Annotated in this window: 20 protein-coding genes and 1 riboswitch; of the genes, 12 read left to right on the forward strand and 8 right to left on the reverse strand. The window is 42.6% G+C overall.

The genetic code is table 11. From position 1 onward, the window contains the following. Positions 1-65: 65 nt before the first annotated feature. Positions 66-626, reverse strand: a complete 561-nt coding sequence (locus EFA47_RS02140) for a GrpB family protein (protein WP_122641797.1) — start codon at positions 624-626, stop codon at positions 66-68. Between the two features lie 563 nt (positions 627-1,189). Between EFA47_RS02140 and EFA47_RS02145 the strand changes: the two genes are divergently transcribed. Together EFA47_RS02145 and pfkB are read left to right on the forward strand one after the other, a co-directional pair. Next, positions 1,190-3,340 carry a Tex family protein gene (locus EFA47_RS02145; protein WP_122641798.1) on the forward strand — a complete coding sequence of 717 codons (2,151 nt, stop codon included), beginning with the start codon at positions 1,190-1,192 and terminating at the stop codon, positions 3,338-3,340. Positions 3,341-3,557: 217 nt separating this feature from the next. Then, positions 3,558-4,490, forward strand: a complete 933-nt coding sequence (gene pfkB, locus EFA47_RS02150; RefSeq protein ID WP_122644370.1) for a 1-phosphofructokinase — start codon at positions 3,558-3,560, stop codon at positions 4,488-4,490. A 142-nt stretch (positions 4,491-4,632) separates the two neighbouring features. Here the strand turns inward: pfkB and EFA47_RS02155 are convergent, their stop codons facing one another. The 4 genes from EFA47_RS02155 to EFA47_RS02170 all read right to left on the reverse strand — a co-directional run bounded on the left by EFA47_RS02155 (position 4,633) and on the right by EFA47_RS02170 (position 7,928). Next, positions 4,633-5,193 (reverse strand): biotin transporter BioY, encoded by a 561-nt coding sequence (locus EFA47_RS02155; RefSeq protein ID WP_122641799.1) that lies wholly within the window; start codon positions 5,191-5,193, stop codon positions 4,633-4,635. A 260-nt stretch (positions 5,194-5,453) separates the two neighbouring features. Then, on the reverse strand, positions 5,454-5,741 hold the full coding sequence (locus EFA47_RS02160) for an HAD family hydrolase (protein WP_122641800.1): 288 nt from the start codon (positions 5,739-5,741) through the stop codon (positions 5,454-5,456). Positions 5,742-5,862: 121 nt separating this feature from the next. Continuing rightward, entirely contained in the window at positions 5,863-7,257 is a 1,395-nt protein-coding gene (locus EFA47_RS02165) for a sensor histidine kinase (RefSeq protein WP_122641801.1), read from the reverse strand. After that, the gene (locus EFA47_RS02170; protein ID WP_122641802.1) at positions 7,254-7,928 is read right to left on the reverse strand and encodes a response regulator transcription factor; all 675 of its coding nucleotides are present in this window, start codon (positions 7,926-7,928) and stop codon (positions 7,254-7,256) included. The genes EFA47_RS02165 and EFA47_RS02170 overlap by 4 nt, the downstream gene beginning before the upstream one ends. Positions 7,929-8,163: 235 nt before the next feature. On the opposite strand from EFA47_RS02170, the gene EFA47_RS02175 reads away from it, so the two are divergent. The 5 genes from EFA47_RS02175 (at position 8,164) to EFA47_RS02190 (ending at position 12,074) form a co-directional block, all read left to right on the forward strand. Then, a complete protein-coding gene (locus EFA47_RS02175; protein ID WP_122641803.1) occupies positions 8,164-9,333 on the forward strand; it encodes a phosphopentomutase in 1,170 nt (389 codons plus the stop codon). Between the two features lie 76 nt (positions 9,334-9,409). Then, a riboswitch (FMN riboswitch) is annotated at positions 9,410-9,534 on the forward strand. Between the two features lie 5 nt (positions 9,535-9,539). Next, positions 9,540-9,692, forward strand: a complete 153-nt coding sequence (locus EFA47_RS19755; RefSeq protein WP_164689903.1) for a hypothetical protein — start codon at positions 9,540-9,542, stop codon at positions 9,690-9,692. An 87-nt stretch (positions 9,693-9,779) separates the two neighbouring features. Continuing rightward, positions 9,780-10,406 (forward strand): ECF transporter S component, encoded by a 627-nt coding sequence (locus EFA47_RS02180; RefSeq protein ID WP_122641804.1) that lies wholly within the window; start codon positions 9,780-9,782, stop codon positions 10,404-10,406. A gap of 160 nt (positions 10,407-10,566) precedes the next feature. Next, the gene (locus tag EFA47_RS02185) at positions 10,567-11,043 is read left to right on the forward strand and encodes a pyridoxamine 5'-phosphate oxidase family protein (RefSeq protein WP_122641805.1); all 477 of its coding nucleotides are present in this window, start codon (positions 10,567-10,569) and stop codon (positions 11,041-11,043) included. A gap of 293 nt (positions 11,044-11,336) precedes the next feature. Then, positions 11,337-12,074, forward strand: coding sequence for a cell wall hydrolase (locus EFA47_RS02190; RefSeq protein ID WP_122641806.1), 738 nt, complete (start codon positions 11,337-11,339; stop codon positions 12,072-12,074). Between the two features lie 408 nt (positions 12,075-12,482). Here EFA47_RS02190 and EFA47_RS02195 read toward each other — a convergent pair whose 3' ends face one another. Next, positions 12,483-14,684: a DNA topoisomerase III gene (locus EFA47_RS02195; RefSeq protein WP_122641807.1), complete on the reverse strand. Its 2,202-nt coding sequence runs from the start codon at positions 14,682-14,684 to the stop codon at positions 12,483-12,485. Between the two features lie 24 nt (positions 14,685-14,708). Then, the gene (locus EFA47_RS02200) at positions 14,709-15,551 is read right to left on the reverse strand and encodes a YitT family protein (RefSeq protein WP_122641808.1); all 843 of its coding nucleotides are present in this window, start codon (positions 15,549-15,551) and stop codon (positions 14,709-14,711) included. 228 nt (positions 15,552-15,779) lie between these two features. Here EFA47_RS02200 and eno point away from each other — a divergent pair, with 228 nt between their 5' ends. From eno to aroD, 5 genes are all read left to right on the forward strand, one after another. After that, a complete protein-coding gene (gene eno / locus EFA47_RS02205) occupies positions 15,780-17,051 on the forward strand; it encodes a phosphopyruvate hydratase (RefSeq protein ID WP_122641809.1) in 1,272 nt (423 codons plus the stop codon). Positions 17,052-17,182: 131 nt separating this feature from the next. Beyond that, positions 17,183-17,425 carry a preprotein translocase subunit SecG gene (gene secG / locus EFA47_RS02210; protein WP_122641810.1) on the forward strand — a complete coding sequence of 81 codons (243 nt, stop codon included), beginning with the start codon at positions 17,183-17,185 and terminating at the stop codon, positions 17,423-17,425. A 125-nt stretch (positions 17,426-17,550) separates the two neighbouring features. Beyond that, on the forward strand, positions 17,551-19,689 hold the full coding sequence (gene rnr, locus EFA47_RS02215) for a ribonuclease R (RefSeq protein ID WP_122641811.1): 2,139 nt from the start codon (positions 17,551-17,553) through the stop codon (positions 19,687-19,689). A gap of 99 nt (positions 19,690-19,788) precedes the next feature. Continuing rightward, positions 19,789-20,256: an SsrA-binding protein SmpB gene (smpB, locus tag EFA47_RS02220; protein WP_122641812.1), complete on the forward strand. Its 468-nt coding sequence runs from the start codon at positions 19,789-19,791 to the stop codon at positions 20,254-20,256. Between the two features lie 10 nt (positions 20,257-20,266). After that, positions 20,267-21,046, forward strand: a complete 780-nt coding sequence (gene aroD / locus EFA47_RS02225; protein WP_122641813.1) for a type I 3-dehydroquinate dehydratase — start codon at positions 20,267-20,269, stop codon at positions 21,044-21,046. A 133-nt stretch (positions 21,047-21,179) separates the two neighbouring features. Here the strand turns inward: aroD and EFA47_RS02230 are convergent, their stop codons facing one another. Next, on the reverse strand, positions 21,180-21,770 hold the full coding sequence (locus EFA47_RS02230; RefSeq protein WP_122641814.1) for an HAD family hydrolase: 591 nt from the start codon (positions 21,768-21,770) through the stop codon (positions 21,180-21,182). Positions 21,771-22,023 lie beyond the last annotated feature (253 nt).

Raw genomic sequence — 22,023 nt, forward strand, 5'->3', positions numbered from 1 at the left:
ATCCAGCATACTTATATACTGTAGCCTGCTGAGAATATCCCAAACCTACACGATCCCGGGATTTATTAGTATCTATCTCCATATTTCAGCTTTGCTTTTTCGGTATATTTTTGAATGAAACCTGTTTTAGAATTTGTATAACCATCTCTATTAAATTCATATTTTTTCCATAACTTTAATTTTATTCTCCCGTACTCAATAGCAATATTGGTATGCTCAATGAGATAATCTCTAAAGTATAATTCATCATTATCCCCAATATATCTTAGGTGTAGGTGAAATACCTTCTCGGCAAATCCTTTTTCTGTATATCCCTTGTTAAAAGAAATTCTATCAGAAGTTTCGGACATGCAAATATAGCCACTTTTCATAATCACTTCTTTATAGTCAGACAACTTATAATCTTTTGAAATTTCCACGAGAATATCAATAATTGGTTTTGCAAAAATAGAACTAACCGCTGTACTTCCTATATGACTTATTCTCTCTATTCTAGGAATTCTGTTTTTTAAAAAGTTTTCTTCATCAGTGTACCATTCTTGCCAACAAGGCTGATACTCTGTCAAATGGATAGGAAATAGCTTCCATAATTCTTCCAAACTCATTTCAGATAATTTCTTTTTCATTTTTCTCCCCGCTAAATTCGGGATTGTCTATGCGTCCATCTTCTTGAACTTATGTTCAAGAAGCATCCCTCGCTTTGCCCGATCAATCAGAATTTGTCGCTTTGTATAGAAATATTATAGCATCCATATATAGACACTCTATTACTGTCCTCATTCCCACGAAGCAGCAGAGCCAGTCACTCTTGCCAATGAGGTTCACAATCTAATACTTTCCGGCAAAGAAAACCCAAATACTATTTTTTACAGTATAACAATTTTGTGTTGCTTTTGCACTAACAATTATAAAAGAGCAGTACCATAGGTAAAATAAAATGTAACATAGAAAGGCAGATGAAAATCCCTAATTATTTGGGCCAATGATAAAGGAAACTTTAAGAGGAACGGTTCCTGGAAGATTTGTATCTAAAAATCTGGAGAATGGGATTTAACTAAAATTGTTGTAAAGCAGTTAGTGTTTCCTGTATAATAAAAAACGTTAAAACCATAATAGTTTTTCTGGTGGCTCATGGATATCTTTCAGGCCCCGGGAAAACTGGCAGAAGTAAAAGCGAGGTACATTTTATATGGATATTAATCAGAAACTGACAGAGGAATTAGAGGTAAAGTATTGGCAGGTAGAGGCTGCTGTAAAATTAATTGATGAAGGCAACACCATTCCCTTTATTTCGAGATATAGAAAAGAGGCTACAGGCTCATTAAACGATGAACAGCTGCGCAGGCTCCACGAGCGTTTAATATATTTACGCAACCTAGAAGAAAAAAAACAGCAGGTACTGGCAAGTATTGATGAACAGGGAAAGCTGACAGAAGAGCTGAAGGCACAGATTTTGGCTGCAGAGACGCTGGTAGTTGTTGAGGATTTATACAGGCCCTACCGGCCCAAACGCCGCACCAGGGCAACAATTGCGAAGGAAAAGGGATTGGAACCACTGGCAGCCTTCATAACCATGCAGCAGGCAAGTGTTCCTCTTGAGGAAGAGGCTGGCAAATATATAGCAGAAGACCTGGGCGTGAACAGCGAGAAGGAGGCCATCGACGGGGCAAAAGATATTATAGCGGAGGCCATTTCTGATGAGGCGGATTATAGAAGCTGGATCCGGAAACATACAGTACAGAAAGGGAATCTTATATCCTCTGCCAAAGATCCTCAGGCTGAGTCAGTGTATGAGATGTATTATGAATTTGAGGAACCCATCACAAAGCTGGCAGGCCATCGAATATTGGCGCTTAACCGGGGGGAGAAGGAGAAAATCCTGCATGTAAAGATTGAGGCTCCTGAGGAGGAGATTGTCCAGTATCTGGAGAAGCAGACTATACGGGGTGAAAATGTATATACGACACCTGCCTTAAAAGAGGCAGTGGAGGATAGTTATAAGAGATTGATTGCACCTGCTATTGAGCGGGAAATCAGAAACGAGCTCACCGAAAGGGCGGAGGATGGTGCGATTGAAGTATTTGGTAAGAATCTTCATCAGCTTTTGATGCAGCCTCCTATTGCGGGCCAGGTGGTTCTGGGGTGGGATCCTGCCTTCCGCACAGGATGCAAGCTTGCAGTTGTGGATGCAACAGGCAAAGTGCTTGGGACTACAGTGATCTATCCAACAGCGCCTACCACGCCGCAAAAAATAAAGGCGTCCAAAGAACTTTTAAAAAAGATTATAACAAAATATCATATTACTCTCATTTCCCTTGGAAATGGGACAGCGTCCAGAGAATCAGAGCAGTTTATTGTGGAGCTGCTCAAGGAGATCCCCGACAAAGTACAATATGTGATTGTAAATGAGGCAGGCGCCTCTGTATACTCTGCCAGTAAATTGGCCACAGAGGAATTTCCAAAGTTTGACGTGGGCCAGAGGAGTGCTGCTTCTATTGCAAGGCGTCTGCAGGATCCCCTTGCAGAACTTGTAAAGATTGATCCTAAATCAATTGGCGTGGGCCAGTATCAGCATGATATGAATCAGAAAAAGCTGGGAGAATCTTTAAACGCGGTGGTAGAGGACTGTGTAAATAAAGTAGGGGTGGATTTAAATACTGCATCAGCTCCGCTGCTGTCTTATATTTCAGGAATCAGCTCTGCCATTGCTAAAAACATAGTTGGGTATAGGGAGGAAAATGGACGGTTCTCTGACAGGAAAGAATTGATGAAGGTGGCAAAGCTAGGCCCAAAGGCTTTTGAACAGTGCGCCGGTTTTATGCGTATTATGGAGGGAAAGAATCCCCTGGATGCTACGGGCGTGCATCCCGAATCCTATGAGGCGGCTGAAAGGCTTCTGGATAGGCAGGGATTTAAGCCGGAGGATATACACAAAGGCAAACTATTAGGATTATCTCTCACCATTAAAGACTATAAAAAACTGGCTCAGGAGTTAGGGATTGGCGAAATTACACTTAAAGATATTGTGAAAGAATTAGAAAAGCCGGCCCGTGATCCCCGGGATGAGATGCCAAGGCCGATTCTACGTACAGATGTACTCGATATGAAAGATTTACAGGAGGGTATGGTTCTAAAAGGAACCGTCCGCAACGTAATAGATTTTGGGGTTTTTGTAGATATTGGAGTGCACCAGGATGGACTTGTGCATATATCGCAAATAACTGACAGATATATTAAACATCCATTGGAAGCAGTCAGTGTTGGGGATATTGTAGATGTTAAGGTTATGAGTGTAGATTTAAAAAAGAAGAGGATTCAATTGACCATGCGGGGAATATAGGAGTTATAAGTATCTTGTCAGATAAAGGCTGCATGCCCTCGGAGTGTGAACGGAAAGCCGGTTTTTAGGCTATGCTTTGTTCCGAGGGATGCATCCTTTTTTCAAGGAATGTATTGAGGATGCTATGGCAGTTGCCGAGATTTGCTTAGAAACTGGCTATATGGCCAGAAGCAAGGCTGCCATGAAGAATAAGGAAAGGACAGGGAGGAGAGATATTATGGTTTATACGGTTACATTAAATCCGGCCTTGGATTATATAGTGGCGGTAACAGATTTTAAATTGGGCGTGACAAATAGGACAGAATCTGAGATGATGCTTCCAGGCGGAAAAGGACTGAATGTCTCTCAGGTACTTAATAACCTTGGGATTGAAAGTAAGGCTGTCGGGTATATTGGCGGAACTATCGGCCAAGAGATACGGAGAAGGGCAGAAAACCTGGGAATCGGGACAGACTTTATCGAACTTGAACAAGGAATGTCAAGAATCAATATAAAACTTAAGTCGGCTGAGGGGACTGAGATAAATGGACAGGGCCCCCAGGTTACGCAGATGGAAATCGAAAAGCTCTGCCAAAAATTGAATGAATTGTCTGAGGGGGATGTACTATTTTTATCTGGCAGTATCCCGCCTTCTGTTCCCAGTAATATTTATCTCCACATTATGGAGCAGTTGAGAAACAGGGGTATTCTGTTTATTGTGGATGCAGAAGGTGGGCTCCTGACAAGTACGCTGTCCTGCCATCCTTTTTTAATAAAGCCAAATCATCATGAATTAGAGGGGATCTTTCATGTGGAAATAAAGTCAAGGGAGGATGTGGTTCCCTATGCCAGAAAGTTACAGGAAATGGGGGCAGTGAATGTCCTTGTGTCTATGGGCGCCCAAGGGGCAGTGCTGGCAGCAGGGGATGGAAGTATCATAAAGGCTGGGGCTCCAAAGGGGAAGGCAGTGAATACGGTTGGCGCGGGGGATTCGATGGCGGCCGGATTTATGGCCGGATGGCTTAGTGAAAAAAATTATGAGCATGCTTTCTATATGGGGGTTGCCGCTGGAAGCGCCAGCGCATTTTCCGAGTATCTGGCTACAAAGGAGGAGATTTATAAAGAATATAGAAAATTGAGGGATAGAAAGAATGGCTGCTCCACTATGTAAAGAAATATTCGTAGATTACAATTAAGAAATGGATTAGAATTTTGGTTTTTAAGGCCTAATATTCACAGGGAGATGGATGGTAGTTACTGGACTGTTGTCCGTCTCCCTGCTATTTAGGCCGGATTACCCTTAGACTGGTATATTAAATATGCCGGACAGCAGACCTGAGTTTAGGGCCTAATATAGAGGCAATGGCAATTTTTATAATATCTCCTGGGAGATAGGGAACCACTCCAACTGTCAGGGCAGGGATAAAACCAATCTCCATCTGCCATGCCAGCCAGATGGTACCGAAAAAGTAACATACAGCTGCCCCGATAACCATACCCAGAATGGAAGGGAAAAGGCGGCCATGAAAATGTTCGATGAAAAATCCAGTGATAACGGCGAGAAACAAAAAACCTACCAGATATCCCCCCGTTGGCCCTGCAAGTTTTGCAAATCCACCTGAAAAGCCAGAAAAGATAGGGAGTCCCACAGCGCCGAGCAGCAGATAAATTATATAGCTTATGGTTCCTGATTTCATACCAAGTACAAAAACGCTGATATAGATGGCCAGATTTGTAAAAGTAAGTGGAACAGGACTAAACGGCAGCGGGATAGAGAAAGGGCCAAGTACACATATCACCGCGGTCATGACAGCAGTCAGTGTAAGTTTTTGGGTGGAGAAAAATGGTTTCTTGGAGGAGGAAGTATTTTCCATGGTTCAGAGTCCTTTCGTGTATTGTTAATTTGGATACTCTGTCAGTATAATAGAGAAAAAACAAATTGTCAACATAAAATGAATTTTGGTTTACAATTTGAGTATATATACTTGTTTTAGTTCTGGTTATATTTTGGAATACTATATTAGTCCTAGATCATGCAGTCCTTTAGTTATCCCCGCATTTTCCATGGTATCGGTAATATAATCTGGGGTTTTCACAAGTTCTGAGGAGGCTCCTTACATAGCCACTTTAGTATTTACGACCTCAAATATGGACAGATCTTTGTTGCTGTCCCTAAAACCACAGTATCTTTTTTAGCTATCCCCAGGACGGCACACATGACCCAGACAGCAAGGCCTTTGGAACAGCCTTTTGTCACAAATTCAATGTCATTGGGAATATAAGCGCGGCTTCTGCCAGTACATAAAAATACCGGATGGCCGTTGAAGATTAATGCCTGTATTGCTGGCCTTACATCAGGGGCAATGTCCTTCTTAATGTCCAATATTGTGCTGTCTGCATCAAAAAATACACACTTTTTCATTGTCTATGCTTATTTCAAATTTATTTCTTCTTAAGCAAAAACAGCCGGGCATAGTTTCTGCCCGGCTGAAGGCAGCCAGAAAGTATACTCTGCATCGGCAGGACTATGGAGCCATATCTCTTCAGTCTGATACAGGCCCCTCTCCTTTTATCTCTGACACAGGAAAAGAAAAACGAAATATGGTTCCCACCCCCAGGGCGCTTTCCGCAGAGATTTTCCCGCCATGGACTTCTACTATCCATTTTACCATAGATAACCCCAAACCTGAGTGTCCTTCAGAGGAACGGGCAGTATCGGCTCTGTAGAAGCGTTCCCAGATATGAGGAATATCTTCTGCCGATATCCCGATGCCATTATCTTTAACATAACCTGAAAGTATACCTTGGGAAATAGAAAGGCCTATATACACAGTGCCTCCGGGTTTGTTGTAGTACACTGCGTTAGACATCAGGTTGTCCAGCAAGCGTATATATAATGTTTCGTCCACCCATCCATAAATATCAGATACTATGTCCGTGTAGATTTCTATTTGTTTTTCCTGAGATAGAAGCCGGTGTTCCTCTATACATATTTGTGTCAGCTCACTAAGGTTCAGATATTCCTTTTCTGGTTTCTGGCGATTTTGTGCTGCACGTGATAAAAAAAGAAGCTGGGATATCATGGAGGATATTTCAGTGGATTTCTTTTGTAGCAGCAGAATTTTTTCACGCTGGCCTTCAGACAAAGATTGGTCATGAAGGAGATCCTCGCATTGGGCCAGTATGACGCTGACCGGGGTTCTAAGCTCATGAGACACATCGGAAGTAAATTGTTTCTCTCTGTTAAAGGAGTCTTCCAGCTGTGCAAGCATTTCATCAAAAGTCTGGGCCAGCTGATAAATTTCATCTCTTCCATGATTTTTGCCGGCGGAGAGCATAGTTCTTTTAGTCAGGTCTTCCCCCGCCTGAATCTGGCGGACAGTATCTGTAATTCTTTTTACAGGGAGGAGGGTCCTCCTTGTAAGCCGGTAAAGGATAATTACAGTGACAGCAGTTAAAAGTGGAAGCAGGATTAATGCGAACCTTCTTGTAATCTGAAAATTAGACTCAGCCTTTGTGACTGAAGTGATGCCTCGGATATAAACGGATTCAGATTCATCAGTTGTTAAATAGAGGTCATATACGTACCATTTAACCCCGCCCTGGCTCACAGTCTGCAGCATACCATCTTCAAAAGCCGGGGCAGAATCAAACCCATATGGAATTTTTCCAAAAAGAAAATCTGAGGCAGAACTGTACAAGGACAGGTATATGCTTTCCTCCAGGTCATAAAAATCTGAATCTACGTGCAGGCGCCCCTCCTTATAGCTAATATCTTCGACGCTGTCATGCACCTGTTTTTTCAGTGCCGTCTGTACGGAGAAAAGAACTTCCCGGCTGCTCAGTGAAAATAAAATTGCCAATGCTGTACAGGTCAGCAGAATCATGAAAAATGAGTACAGGCCAGTTAATTTTATTTTTAGTGATAATTTATTCATTCTTTTACCTTCAGTACATACCCCGATCCTCTCACGGTATGTATTAATTTAGTATCAAAACCTTCGTCTATCTTCCTGCGCAGATAGCGGATGTAGACGTCTATGACGTTAGAGCCTCCTGCATAGTCATAGTTCCAAAGATGCTGTTCCATTTTTTCTCTGGACAGCACCACGCCAGTATTTTGTATCATATATCTTAAAAGGGCAAATTCTTTTCCTGAGAGTGTTATTTCCTGTCCGCCCCGAAGTACCTTATGGGTATCTAAATGCACTTCTAAGTTGTCCAGACGGCAGCAGGCTGTGGGGATATCCTGGGGTTTTCTGAGCAGGACCCGTATGCGGGCCAGAAGCTCTTCGAAAGCAAATGGTTTTACAAGATAGTCGTTGGCCCCTGCGTCCAGACCCTGCACTCTGTCCTCAATCCCATCTCTGGCAGTGAGCATAAGGACAGGGGTAGTAAGACCCTGTTTCCGAATGTGCCTTAAAACTTCAAGGCCATCCATCAGGGGCATCATAATATCGAGTATAGCGGCATCGTATTCTGCACTTGCCAGATAATCTAAAGCCTCCTTCCCGTCAAAGCAAGAATCCACACTGTAGTGCTCTTCTTCCAGCCTGGACGTTATCAGGCGGTTTAAGTTTTTTTCGTCTTCTGCGATTAAGATTCTCATATGGCACCTCCCTGTACTTAAGTATAAGTCAAGGTAAAATAGTTGTAAATACTCTATATGCCTTGTTTTACTGCGTTTAAAGTATTTGGAAAATATAATAGAAAAATTGACAAAAGGTAATAAATGCTATAATTTGATACTAGAGTGTATATGATAACGCTGGGAAATTTATAGAGGGAAAAGCTGGATCTGTGCAGATCAATATTGTTACAGCTTCCATATAGGAGGAGATTTTGTGGGTAAGAGAGTATTTTTGATTGTATTGGATAGTTTTGGCATTGGATATGAGCCAGACGCAGATGTCTATGGTGATGTGGGGAGTAACACGTTAAATACTATTGCAAAATCTGATTACTTTAGAGTGCCTCAGATGCAGAAATTAGGTTTATTTAATATTGACCAGGTAGAATGTGGAGCGAAGATAGGACTGCCTTTGGGGGCGTATGGACGGCTAAGGGAAAAATCCAAGGGAAAAGATACCACTGCAGGGCACTGGGAAATTTCCGGAATCGTCTCTGATAAACCATTTCCAATATATCCAGCAGGATTCCCCAAAGAAATTTTATCAGAATTAACGAGGCAGACGGGCCGGGAGATTTTATGTAATTTGCCCTATTCGGGAACAGAAGTAATCAGAGATTATGGGAAAGAGCATATAGAAACAGGGAAGCTTATTGTCTATACATCAGCTGACAGTGTGTTCCAAATAGCTGCACATGAGGAGGTTGTACCTCTGGAAGATTTGTATGAGTATTGTAAAATAGCGAGAAGAATTTTAGTTGGAAAGCACAATGTAGGGCGCGTGATCGCCAGGCCTTTTAACGGGACTTATCCGGACTTTCACAGAACTGCAAATAGACATGATTTTGCACTGGCCCCTCCAAGGAAAACCATGCTGGATGTGCTCAAAGATAGTGGAAAGGATGTAATAAGTATAGGCAAAATATTTGATATTTTTGCGGGCCGGGGGATTACCAGCAGTAATCCCACAAAATGTAATGCTGAGGGGATAGATAAATTACTTGAAATACAGAATATAGATTTTCAGGGATTATGTTTTTTAAATCTTGTGGATTTTGATATGGTCTATGGACATAGAAATGATATTGACGGATATGCGCAGGCCGCTGCGGAGTTTGACATAGGCTTAACAAAATTTATGGGCAATATGGGGGACGGGGACATTGTGATGATTACGGCTGACCACGGGTGTGACCCGGGATTCCCAGGCACAGACCATACGAGAGAATATATTCCTTTTCTGGCATATGGAAAGATAGTCCGCGGGGGAATAAACCTGGGAACAAGAAATAGTTTTTCAGACATAGGCAAGACCATATTGGACATATTTGGACTTCCAAGTGAAATAGATGGGCACAGCTTCTGGGATGCCATTAAGCGCTGAAAAAGGTGGATGAAAAAAGGATAAAAAATACTTGTGCCGTAGAAGATAATGGGTTATAATAATTCCCAGAATAGAATGAATTCTTCGGGGTCGGGTGCAAGTCCCAACCGGCGGTATAGTCCGCGACCTGCTGCTTTTGGCAGTGGCTGAACTGGTGAAATTCCAGTACCGACAGTAAAGTCTGGATGAGAGAAGAAGTTTATGCCATGAGAATGTGTATTACGAGTCCCCGGATATTTCTGTCCGGGGATTTTTTCTGTCTTACAAATGGATCTTATAAGACGAAAAATGCCTTAACAGACAGGCTGAACCTTGTATGTGCCATGGCACAAGGGCAGTTTAATTTGGATGCGGTGTGATACATAGTCTCTTTACTGCTGACATGAAGCTCTGGAAGATGTTCTTTCTTTTCAATCCAAAATTTTAATCAAAGGAGAGAAGTAATTATGAGCACAGAAACACATGTAGTATCAAAATCACAGCCTAAGATGGGGATTCGGACAGTGGTGCAGATTGGAATGCTTTCAGCCATTGCTATAGTTTTGATGTTGTTTGAGATCCCCCTGCCCTTTGCGCCGGCCTTTTACGAGATTGATTTTAGTGAAGTTCCAGTTTTAATTGGCTGTTTTGTCATGGGGCCGTTGGCAGGCGCTGCTATAGAGCTTGTAAAGATTCTATTAAACCTTGTTATTAATGGGACGATTACAGCGGGAGTAGGAGAGACGGCTAATTTTTTAATAGGATGCGCACTCTGTGTTCCCGCAGGTATCATTTATAGAAGGAATAAAACAAGAAAAGGAGCAATTATAGGGATGGCAGCAGGCACAGTGGTTATGACAATCCTGGGCTGCCTGTTAAATGCTTATATATTGTTGCCAGTGTATGCGACAGCATTTGGTATGCCAATTGACTCACTTGTGGAGATGGGTACAGCGCTGAATAAAAATATTACAAGTTTGTCTACTTTTGTAATATTTGCGGTAGCTCCGTTTAATTTACTGAAAGGTGTGTTAGTATCTAGTATTGTATTTTTAATATATAAGAAAATAAGTCCTATCTTCAGGATGAGATAGAAGCATCCTGCTTTTAACTTTCAAATATTCAGTTTGGCAGCATGGCAGGATAGGCCCCAAGTTAGTCCAAAGCTTTTGGGGGGATTACAGTCCTAGCTGTGAATTCGAATGCTGTTATGATATAATAACGAGAGTTAAATAGTATAGGAGGAGAAACTATATGGGAGAAATGCGGAGAAAAGACCGTGAGATAGAAGCAAGGGAAGATCTATTGTATATCCTAAATGAGTGTAAGGTCATTCGTGTTGCAATGCACGATGGGGAGGAAATTTACCTTCTGCCTATGAATTTTGGATATACATATGAACAGGACAAACTTGTGTTTTACCTTCATGCAGCCCAGAAAGGAAAAAAGATAGATTTACTGCGGGAAAATCCCAGGGTTGCGTTTGAGATGGATTGCGGGCATGAGCTTATTGACGGGCAGACCGCATGCGAATATGGATTTAAGTTTGCCAGTATTGTAGGAAAGGGCAGGGCAGAACTGGTTGAAGAACTACAGGAAAAGATAAAAGCTCTTGAAATACTTATGAAATGCCAGACCGGGAAGGCATTTAAAATTAATGAAAAAATGGCATCGGCAGTTGCAGTCATCAAGATTATAGCTGTGGAATTTAGCGGAAAGAGCAGGCGTTAAATTGGGGACAGTCCCCTTTGCAAAAGGGACTGTCCCTTTTGCTATCCATTGTCAGAATATTGTTAAAATTTATAGAAGAATTGGCGCATATAAAGCTATATGCAAATTTTGTAGATGAGAAGTAAATTAAATGACGAAATAAAAAAGTTGACAAACCTAAATTTTTATATTAAAATGCACCTTGTAACAAAAACGTAATATCTGTAATATATTTGAAAAGAAGAGGATATAATTTATTACATTTATATTACGATTACGTGAATGTACCGCAATAAATCAGGAGGTAGAGGTAAATGTTACAAGGTAAAAAGTTCATAACGGTCTTGTCATCAGTGGCAGTGTGTACAGTCTTTACAGCAGGATTCACTACACAGGCTGCATCTGAAAGGCCACAGGCTGTAACAATTACTACTACAGATAAAAATGATAAAAGTACGATGCTGATTGAAACAATGACCATTATACCAGTTTCAGAGCAAAAAGAGATAAAACAGGCGGCTGAGAAAGCAAAAGCAGCCTATGATGAACAACAGAAAAAAATTGAGGAGGAAAAGAAGAGACAGGAAGAAGAGGCAAGAATAGCTGCCGAAGAGGCCCAAAGGGCGGAGGAGGAGGCACAGAGGATTGCTGAGGCTGAAGCAGCTGCAGCAGAAGAAGCACAAGTGCAGGAAACTACGACGTCCCCGGCGATGCAGGCTGGAGCTGGAGAGCAGGAGCTGCTGGCAGCCATTATTTTTTGTGAGGCAGGAAATCAGCCTTACGAAGGCCAGGTTGCTGTAGGCGCAGTGATTATGAACCGTGTGCGCAGTGGAGTATATCCCAACAGTATAGCGGAAGTAATCTACCAGTCAGGCCAGTTTGGCCCTGCGATGTCGGGGTGGCTGGATAGTGTGTTGGCAAGCGGCGGTTATACAGATACCGCAATGCAGGCGGCAGCTGATGCTTTGGCCGGAGTAAACCCAATTGGTGATTGTCTATATTTTGGGAATGGAGACTATGGAATTCAGATCGGAGATCATTTTTTCCATTAAATCATAAATGGGGTTCTATACAGCCATGGTAAGGGCATGAGTGACGGGAAGGTTTGTTGATGCTAGATATCTTTGGAGATAAATAAAATTTATCAGCAATTTGAAATTGTAAAGCAGCAGAGTGACAGGTGATTTGAGCACAAATCAATTATTGTACAGTAAAGGCGTGAAAGTAACCCTGGGCAGAGAACCCGGCCTTAGCGCATTGTACATCTGTCAGTCTGCTGCTTTGTTTATTCCCGCGGCAACGGGACAAGGGGACATGTTTATATGTCCGTCTGGCGTCTGCCGCGAGGGAGGGGGAATATCTCCATGCCTGCATCGCTGCCAGTTCCATGCCCCATATACTTGCATCAGGGTATTTGACCTGAAGAGCTGTCTGTAAATTGTGGGTAATATATATAAAAGCTAAAGCTTGATATCTAATTTAGAGAATGCGTCGGCAAATGTGTTGTTGACAGGCTCCTTTGCTTCCTTAGCCAGTTTTTTCATATAGTTACTGACATCCTTTTTGCTGGCGCCCCGGCCCTCCTTGCTGCGCCGCTCCTGGAAAGAGCTGAGCTTTTCCTTATGGCCGCAGGTGCAGACGAAGCGTTGTCCATCCCCTTTGCCTACCAGTTCCATTTTCTTGTGGCATATGGGGCAGCGGGCGTTGGTATGGCGGGAGACCATCTCCCTATGCCCGCACTCTCTGTCCTGGCACACAAGCAGCTTCCCATGTTTGCCGTTGACCTCCAGCATATATTTCCCACATTCTGGACATTTTGTGCGTGTTAGATTATCATGCCGGAATTTTCCGTCAGCAGCCTGGATCTCCTGAATCAAAGATTTAGTATAATTTTCTATTTCTTTGAGAAAGCGCTGGCTGGATTCCTGGCCGCGGGAAATGCCCTTCAGGCGGAGCTCCCAATCAGCAGTCAGTTCGGGACTTTTCAGCTCCTGGGGGACTAGTTTAAGCAGCTGTTTTCCTTTAGCGGTAATATAAATCTGGCTCCCATGTTTTTCCATAAGAAAACTATTAAATAATTTCTCTATAATATCTGCCCGGGTGGCCACTGTTCCCAAACCACCTGTTTCCCCCAATGTCTTTTCTAAGGTCTTATCTCTTTGGGACATATATTTTATAGGGTTTTCCATTGCAGCGATGAGAGTGCCTTCTGTAAAATAGGCGGGAGGTTTTGTTTTACCTTCGGTAAGGGACAAGTTGCTAACTGTGAGTCTATCACCCTTTTTTACAGTTGGAAGAGCCTGTTTCATAAAAGCTATATCCATATCTCCATGCTCTTCATCTGTCTCCCCGTATTCAGAATCATAAATTTCCCGCCATCCAGACAGTTTCATAATATTACCGCCGGCAGAAAATATTTCACTTCCAATCTGGCCTTTAATAAATGTCTCCTCATATTCACAAGGCGGCAGGAGAACGGCGATAAATCTTCGTACTACCATATCATATATTTTACGTTCATCAGAGGTCATATTGTTAAGCTGGACAAACTGTTCTGTAGGAATTATAGCATGGTGGTCAGTGACCTTCGAGTTATTTACAAAGGATTTGCTGGCTTTAACTGGATGCCTGCTGAGGCGGCCGGCCAGCTTGCTGTAGGGGCCTATTGCACAGGCGTTGAGCCTTTCCTTCAAGGTTGGTACAATATCTGTCGTAATAAAACGGGAGTCTGTGCGGGGATAGGTTAAAACCTTGTGGTTTTCATACAGGCGCTGCATGATATTCAGTGTCTCCTTTGCAGAAAAACCAAATTTTTGATTCGCTTCTCTCTGTAAGGCCGTCAGGTCATAGAGAGAAGGGGCGGTGGTTTTTTTGGTCTTTTTGCGCAGTTCCACAATATCCAGAGGACCTCTACAGTGTGCCATCCGGCTTTGGATTTTTTCCAGGTCAAATGTTCTGGATGAACCTGATTTTTCATCAACCCATGTAAATGTAATTCCTCCAGCTAATGCTTTCAGACCATAGTAGGTCTTGGGTTTAAAATTGTGTATTTCCTCTTCCCGGGCGGCAATCATAGAAAGAGTCGGTGTCTGGACGCGGCCGCAGGAAAGCTGTGCATTATATTTACAAGTAAGGGCGCGGGTTGCATTTATCCCTACAAGCCAATCAGACTGAGCTCTGGCAACGGCGGCATGGTATAAATTTTTGTAATCTTCCCCGGATTTAAGAGAGGCAAAACCGTCCTTGATGGCTTTGTCTGTGACAGAAGATATCCAGAGGCGTTTAAGTGGCTTTTGGTTGGATGCTTTATCCAGAATCCAGCGTGCTACAAGTTCCCCTTCCCGGCCTGCATCGGTGGCGATGATAATATCTGAGACATCCTTTCTATAAATTAGGCCTTTTATGGCATGGAATTGCTTGCTGGTCTGCTTTATGATATTAAGTTTCCATTCCTTTGGAAGTATGGGGAGAGAATTTATATCCCATGATTTATATTGCTCTCCATATTGTTCAGGGTCAGCTAATGTGACTAGGTGGCCTAACGCCCATGTAACAATATAGTTAGTTCCTTCTATATAAGATGTATTTCTGTTTGTACAGTGCAGGACACGTGCAATATCACGTGCAACAGATGGTTTTTCAGCAATTACAAGATGTTTCATAAAGTCTCCTATCTAATAAATGTTTTATATGGAATGGAACCCCTTTCCAATAATTTCACTTGTATTGGATATCAAAATAAATGCTTCCGGTTCGTTTTCCTTGATAAAATTACGCAGTTTGATGGCCTGGGGACGATTTAGGGCTGTAAATACAATGTATTTATCGTTTCCAGAAAAGGCGCCTTGGGCGGAACAGACTGTGGCGCTGCGGTGCAAGGTATTTACAATAAAGTCGCAGATTGGTTCTGGTGTGTCACATACTACATTAAAATATTTTGAAAGATTAAAGCTTTCTATAAAGGTGTCAATCATAAAGGAGCGGATTGCCAGTCCCAGGAAAGAGTAGAGCCCGGTTTTAATATCGAAAACAAAGCAGCCCGCTATTGTGATCAGGATGTCTGTGAGGAGTAGTGCGCGTCCTATGTCAAAGCTGGAATATTTTTTTAAGATCATGGCTATGATATCTGTGCCTCCGCTGGAGGAACCAATATTGAACAGCACCGCAGATCCAAGAGAGGGGAGGGCAATGGCGAAACAAAGTTCAAGCATGGGCTGATCTGTGAGGGGATGGGACATTGGATATATACGCTCCAGGACAGACAGGGTGATAGAAAGTAAAATACTGCAGTATGCAGTTTTGGCGGTGAATTTACGGCCTAATATAAGAAAGCCAATGAGCAGAAGTATCATATTCATGATAAATGTAAAGTCACTGGCGGACATGAGGCCTGTCTTAGCCACAAGGACTGCAAGGCCTGTTATGCCTCCGAAGGTAAAATTATTTGCAAATTTAAAATAGTATGTTCCCACAGCCATAATAAGAGTGCTGCCAGTCAATAATAAAAAATGTTTGAATTTACTTTTCATATTTATATTTTCCCCTCTTTAACACATGCTAAAATTGATGTTTTCTCAATTCTATCCGCATTGTAACGCTGGGAATCGTAAAAGTCAATGTATAGAGGCCAAAAACTAAAACGGCAAAAATAAGAGTAAAAGAGGAAGAGTAGGGGAAATAGTATGGATTCCAAATACAAATGTGTATCATAATATTCTAATTGGTACATAATATGCTTCGTAAGGAGGAGTGATTCCATGTATGAATATTTACCGATACGAGATGTATACGCAAGAGAAATAATAGATTCCAGGGGAAATCCGACCATTGAGGTGGAGGTTCTTGTAGGAGAAGATACTGTAGGACGTGCAGCGGTACCTTCCGGGGCGTCCACAGGGATGTATGAGGCAGTAGAACTTCGCGATGGAGAGGAAAGATATGGAGGAAAAGGGGTAGAGCGTGCTGTCGAGCATGTCAATGATCAGCTGGCCCGGGCGGTGATTGGATTAAATGTGTTTGACCAGGCCGCGCTGGACCATATATTGATTAAGACTGATGGCAGTAAAAATAAAAAAAATCTTGGGGCAAATGCATTGCTTGGTGTGTCCATGGCAGCCGCAAAGGCAGCTGCAAACGCGCTGAAGGTTCCGCTGTACAGATATCTGGGAGGGGTGAATGCCCGGAAACTTCCTGTGCCGATGATGAATATTATGAATGGCGGAGCACACGCCGATAATACACTGGACATTCAGGAGTTTATGATTATGCCGGTAGGGGCGGAAAACTTTAAAGAAGGACTGCGAATATGTGCTGAAATATATCAGTCATTAAAAAAGCTGCTAAAAGAGAATGGATTAAATACAGCGGTGGGAGACGAAGGCGGATTTGCGCCAGACCTGCCGGATGCCAAGGAAGCTCTCCGGTTTTTAAAACAGGCGGTAGAAAAAGCAGGATATAAGATGGGAAAGGATATTGCGATAGCATTGGATATTGCCGCATCTGAGCTCTACAATAAGGATACTAAAAAATATGTATTCCCAGGTGAAAGCAAAATGCAGGGACAAAAAATCACCCGCTCGGCAGAAGAGCTAATAGAATATTATGAAGACCTGACACTGGAATTCCCCATCCGCTCTATAGAAGATCCTCTGGATGAAGAGGACTGGGATGGCTGGGAACTGATCACAACCCGGCTTGGAAGCGATATCCAGCTCGTAGGGGACGATTTATTTGTAACAAATGTAGACAGGCTCCAAAAAGGGATTGAGCATAATGTGGCCAATGCCATACTCGTAAAAGTAAACCAAATCGGGACACTTACAGAGGCAATAGAAGCAATAGAAATGGCACAGAAGGCAGGATACCAGGCTGTTATCTCACATAGGTCGGGAGAAACAGAAGATACTACAATTGCAGACATCGCAGTGGCATTTAATACCGGGCAGATTAAAACCGGTGCACCCTGCCGGACTGAGAGAGTGGCAAAATATAATCAGTTGCTGCGGATAGAAGAGCAGTTGAGGACGTAACCTTTTTAATTAGGCTACGTCCCTAATTAAAATCAGACCTGTACCTAAGTTCTATATATTTAGAAAGTTATTGCAAAATGTCCGCAACTGTGTTAAGATAACTGTGGTTTATACGCAGGAGGTGTAGATTGATGGATATTTTGAAAATTGTTTTGACGATTATATTTGTTATAGATTGTATTGCATTGTCTGCGATTATTCTTCTTCAGGAAGGAAAGTCAGCAGGGTTGGGGACGATTAGTGGGGCGGCTGACAGTTACTGGGGGCAGAACAAGGGACGTTCTATGGAAGGGGCTCTTGTGAAGTCCACGAAGTTTCTGGCTATTTTATTTTTGGTTTTGGCACTGGTTTTGAATCTGGGTGTATTTAACTAAGAGGATAAGATGATTGAACACTCTATACATTTATAGAGTGTTTTTTTCATATAGTGAAAAATTTTTGATATATGGATTTTTTTATGATATTGTAAAGAAGTTCTGTATGGAAAGCAGGTGGGGAGATGGAGCAGTCATTTGAGAGAAGAAAAAAGGTCATCTATGATTTTATGTGTGACGATTTATATGTACCAATGAAGATAAAGGAGATTGCCATTATTCTTCAGATACCGAGGGATCAGAGAGGGGAGCTGAAGGCAGTACTGGACTCCCTGGTAGAAGACGGCAAAATTTATGTATCAAAAAAGGGCAAGTACGCTAAGGGGCAGGCTGACAGGCTGACAGGAACTTTTCAGGCGAATGCCAGAGGTTTTGGGTTTGTTATTCAGGAGGACGCGGAAGACGTATTTATTTCTGACGAGAATATAAATGGTGCGTTCCAGGGGGATAAGGTGGAATTTATTGTCATAAAATCCACAGAGGGCAGGCATAAGGAGGGAAAGATCGTACGGATTTTATCACATGGCACAACAAAAGTAGTGGGATTGTATGAGAAGAGTAAAAATTTTGGTTTTGTGCGTCCTGACAATCAGCGTGTGCTCAATGATATTTATATTCCCTCAGGAAAGGAAAAAGGCGCCATAACAGGGCATAAAGTGGTTGTGGAACTGACATCCTATGGAAACCAGGACTCAAAGCCTGAAGGGAAAATAGTTGAAATTATAGGGCATGTCAATGATCCCGGCACAGATATTATGTCTATTGTGAAAGGCTATGACCTTCCGGTAGAATTTCCTGATAAAGTTATGAACCAGGCAGAGCGGGTGGGCAAGGAGGTTACCCAGGCTGATATGGAAGGCAGGCTGGATCTACGGAAATGGCAGATGGTAACTATTGACGGTGAGGATGCAAAAGATTTAGACGATGCAGTGTCCTTGACAAAAAAGAACGGAAGCTACTGCCTGGGCGTCCATATCGCAGATGTGGCAAATTATGTGCAGGAGCGAAGTGCGCTTGACAGAGAGGCATTGAAAAGAGGCACCAGTGTATATTTGGCAGACCGTGTAATCCCAATGCTTCCCCATAGCCTTTCGAATGGAATATGTTCTTTAAATGCTGGTGAGGACAGGCTGGCTTTGAGCTGCATTATGACAATAAACAGCAAAGGCGAGGTCATTGACCATGAAATTGCTGAGACAGTGATCCGTGTAGATGAGAGAATGAGCTATACAAATGTGTCCTTGATTCTCGATAAAGAAGATCCGGAGGAGAGGAGGCGCTGCCAGGAGTTTATTCCAATGCTTGAGCAGATGTCTGAGTTATCTGGCATACTGCGTGAGAATAGGCGGAGAAGGGGATCTATAGATTTTGATTTTCCAGAGACAAAAATAATCCTGGATAAAAAAGGGCATCCTGTTGATGTTATGTCATATGAGAGGAATACGGCTACTAAAATTATCGAGGATTTTATGTTGCTGGCAAATGAAACTGTGGCTGAGGAATATTACTGGCGTGAGCTTCCTTTCCTCTACCGTACCCATGAACAGCCGGATGAGGAAAAAATAAAAAAATTAAGTACATTCATCAATAATTTCGGTTATCATATACATGTAGGAAATAATGAAGTGAGGCCAAAGGAGGTACAGAAGTTGTTAGGGAAGGTGGAAGGCACACCAGAAGAGCCGCTAATCAGCCGCCTTGCCCTCCGTTCAATGAAACGGGCAAGATATACACCGGAAAACACAGGACACTTTGGCCTGGCTGCCAAGTATTATACTCATTTTACATCTCCTATAAGAAGATATCCAGATTTACAGATCCACCGTATTATCAAGGATAATATCAGAGGAAGGATGAATGCCGAAAGAATCAGCCATTATGAAAAAATTCTTCCCGAGACGGCCCTTAAGTCCAGCGACAGGGAGCGCTGTGCAGAGGAAGCGGAAAGGGAGACTATAAAACTGAAGAAGGTAGAATATATGCAGGGGCATATAGGGGATGAATACGAGGGAGTCATCTCAGGAATTACCAAATGGGGTGCGTACGTTGAACTCCCTAATACAATTGAAGGCTTAGTCCATGTGGCGAATATGCAGGATGACCATTATGAATATTGGGAGGAGCAATATGAATTAATCGGTGAACGCACAAGAAATGTATATAAACTTGGCCAGAAAGTCTGTATCCGTGTAATAGGAGCTGACCGGCTCCAAAGAACAATTGATTTTGCGTTTTGCGAAGATGTACGGGAGTATGATGACTGATAAATGTGGGTGGAAATTAAAAAATCTATCATATACATGCGGGCTAAATATGGCGGTCACTTTTAAGGGGATAGAACATTTAGGAAAGAGGAAAATGCTATGGCTAAAACAGAGGGCAAGCTGATTGCCAACAATAAGAAAGCATATCATGATTATTTTATTTTAGAGAAATATGAGGCCGGAATTGTACTTCACGGTACAGAGGTGAAATCACTGCGTATGGGAAAGTGCAGCATCAAAGAGGCGTTTATCAGGATTGAGAACAGTGAGATGTTTATTTATGGAATGCATATCAGTCCCTATGAGAAAGGAAATATTTTTAATAAGGACCCCCTCCGGGTACGGAAGCTGCTTTTGCATAAGAATGAAATTAATAAGATTTTTGGGAAAATGAAGGAGAAAGGAAATACGGTCGTCCCCCTGAAGATTTACTTCAGCGGAAGTCTTGTAAAAGTAGAAATAGGGCTTGCAAAAGGGAAGAAGCTATATGATAAGCGGGATGATATAGCCAAAAAGGATCAGAAGCGTGAAGCGCAGAGAGACTTTAAGGTAAGAAATCTGGGATAGGAGTATTAGTATGGGGCCAGTGAGGGTTAGAAAAATTGAAATAGGCGGGGGACTGCCGAAAATCTGTGCGCCAATAGCGGCCGCTAATGAATCAGAAATATTGAGGGCGGCGCAGGCTGTGAGCCTAAGCCATGCAGATATTGCCGAGTGGCGGGCAGACTGGTATGAGGATATTTTGGACTTAAAAAAAGCTAAAAGAATAATACAGAAGATACGATATATCTTAGGTGAACGGCCTCTTCTTTTTACCTTCCGCACTATGGGAGAGGGCGGAGAAAAGGATATCAGCCAGGAGGAGTACCAGGTAGTGAATGAAATGGCCGCAGAAACTGGCTGTGTGGATCTGCTGGATATAGAGGCATTTATGCCAGAAGGGAAAGGGAAAAAGACAGTACAGGCACTGGTGAAAATGGTGCAGGACAAGGGAGTAAAGGTGATTGCATCTAACCATGATTTTCAAAAAACCCCTGCCGAGGATGAAATTGTATTAAGACTGTGCAAAATGCAGGATATGGGGGCAGACATTGCCAAAATTGCGGTAATGCCCCAGAATCAGAGGGATGTGCTTACACTCTTATCGGCTACAGAGAGGATGTATTCGGCCTATGCCAAGATCCCGGTAATTACCATGTCTATGGACTCCCAGGGCATTGTCAGCCGACTCTGCGGGGAGATTTTTGGGTCCGCATTGACATTTGGGACAGTTGGCCAGGCATCGGCGCCAGGGCAGATACCTGCTGAGGATTTAAAAACATTTATAACGCTGCTGCATAAATATATGCAGGATTAGCATGTACATCTAAATTGCGGCTAAAAGCCTCTGTTTATTGGCAGGCGGACTGCGTCCGATAAGGTATACCCAAAGGGCATCCCATAAAGCAGGCCCCCAGAGGGGCGGGCGGACTGCGTCCGATAAGGTATATTTATATTCCAAGGGCATGTTTTACTTCCTGAATATTTTCTGTAAAGACCAGTCCGTCCATACCAAGCTGCCTGCCGGCAGCAATGTTCTCTTCTTTATCGTCGAGGAAAAAGCATTCTTCAGGCTTCAGGGAGTAAGCGGCAAATAAATATTTATATATATCTAATTCAGGCTTCATCATTTTAAGGGGGCCGGAGAATACAATACCATCAAATTCTTTCAATATTTTATAGTGATCGGATTGTTCTGCAAAATAGGAGGAGGCATTAGAGAGGAGATAGATAGAGTATCCCCTCTTTTTTAATTCATAGATAAAGTCCCATGTGCGGTAGATAGGTGTTAAAAGTCTGCACCAATCTCGGGAAAGCCTGTATATAGAAGGACGGAGCCTTTCCGGTACTTTTAAGGCAGCCGTGTCCATATAAGTATCATAATCGATAATACCTTTATCCAGGGAATCCCAGTCATAAAATACAGCTTCCTTTATAATAGGAAAATCTTCCGGCGCAGGACAGAATTTTTCAATTACCTGCTGTGCATCAAATTTAGCAAGAACGTTGCCAAAATCAAAAATAATATTTTTATATCTCATTATTCTTTTCCTTTCTACAATCAGGTTTAGGTTTTGATTACTGCTGCAATGGTCCATAAATAATTTATATCCTGCATATTTATTTTGTATTGCCCGGAGGTTCTTTTATTCCCACGGGCGACGAGCTATGCGCTCATGCTTACATGGCCAGTTGGTGGCTGCCGCAAGGGCCTACTATTCCGATGCCGGCATCGCTGCTAGTTTGATGCCCCACATGTCTGCATCGGATATTTGGCTTCCCGTATAACTTTAG

The organism is Luxibacter massiliensis (assembly GCF_900604355.1).
Taxonomy (GTDB): domain Bacteria; phylum Bacillota; class Clostridia; order Lachnospirales; family Lachnospiraceae; genus Luxibacter; species Luxibacter massiliensis.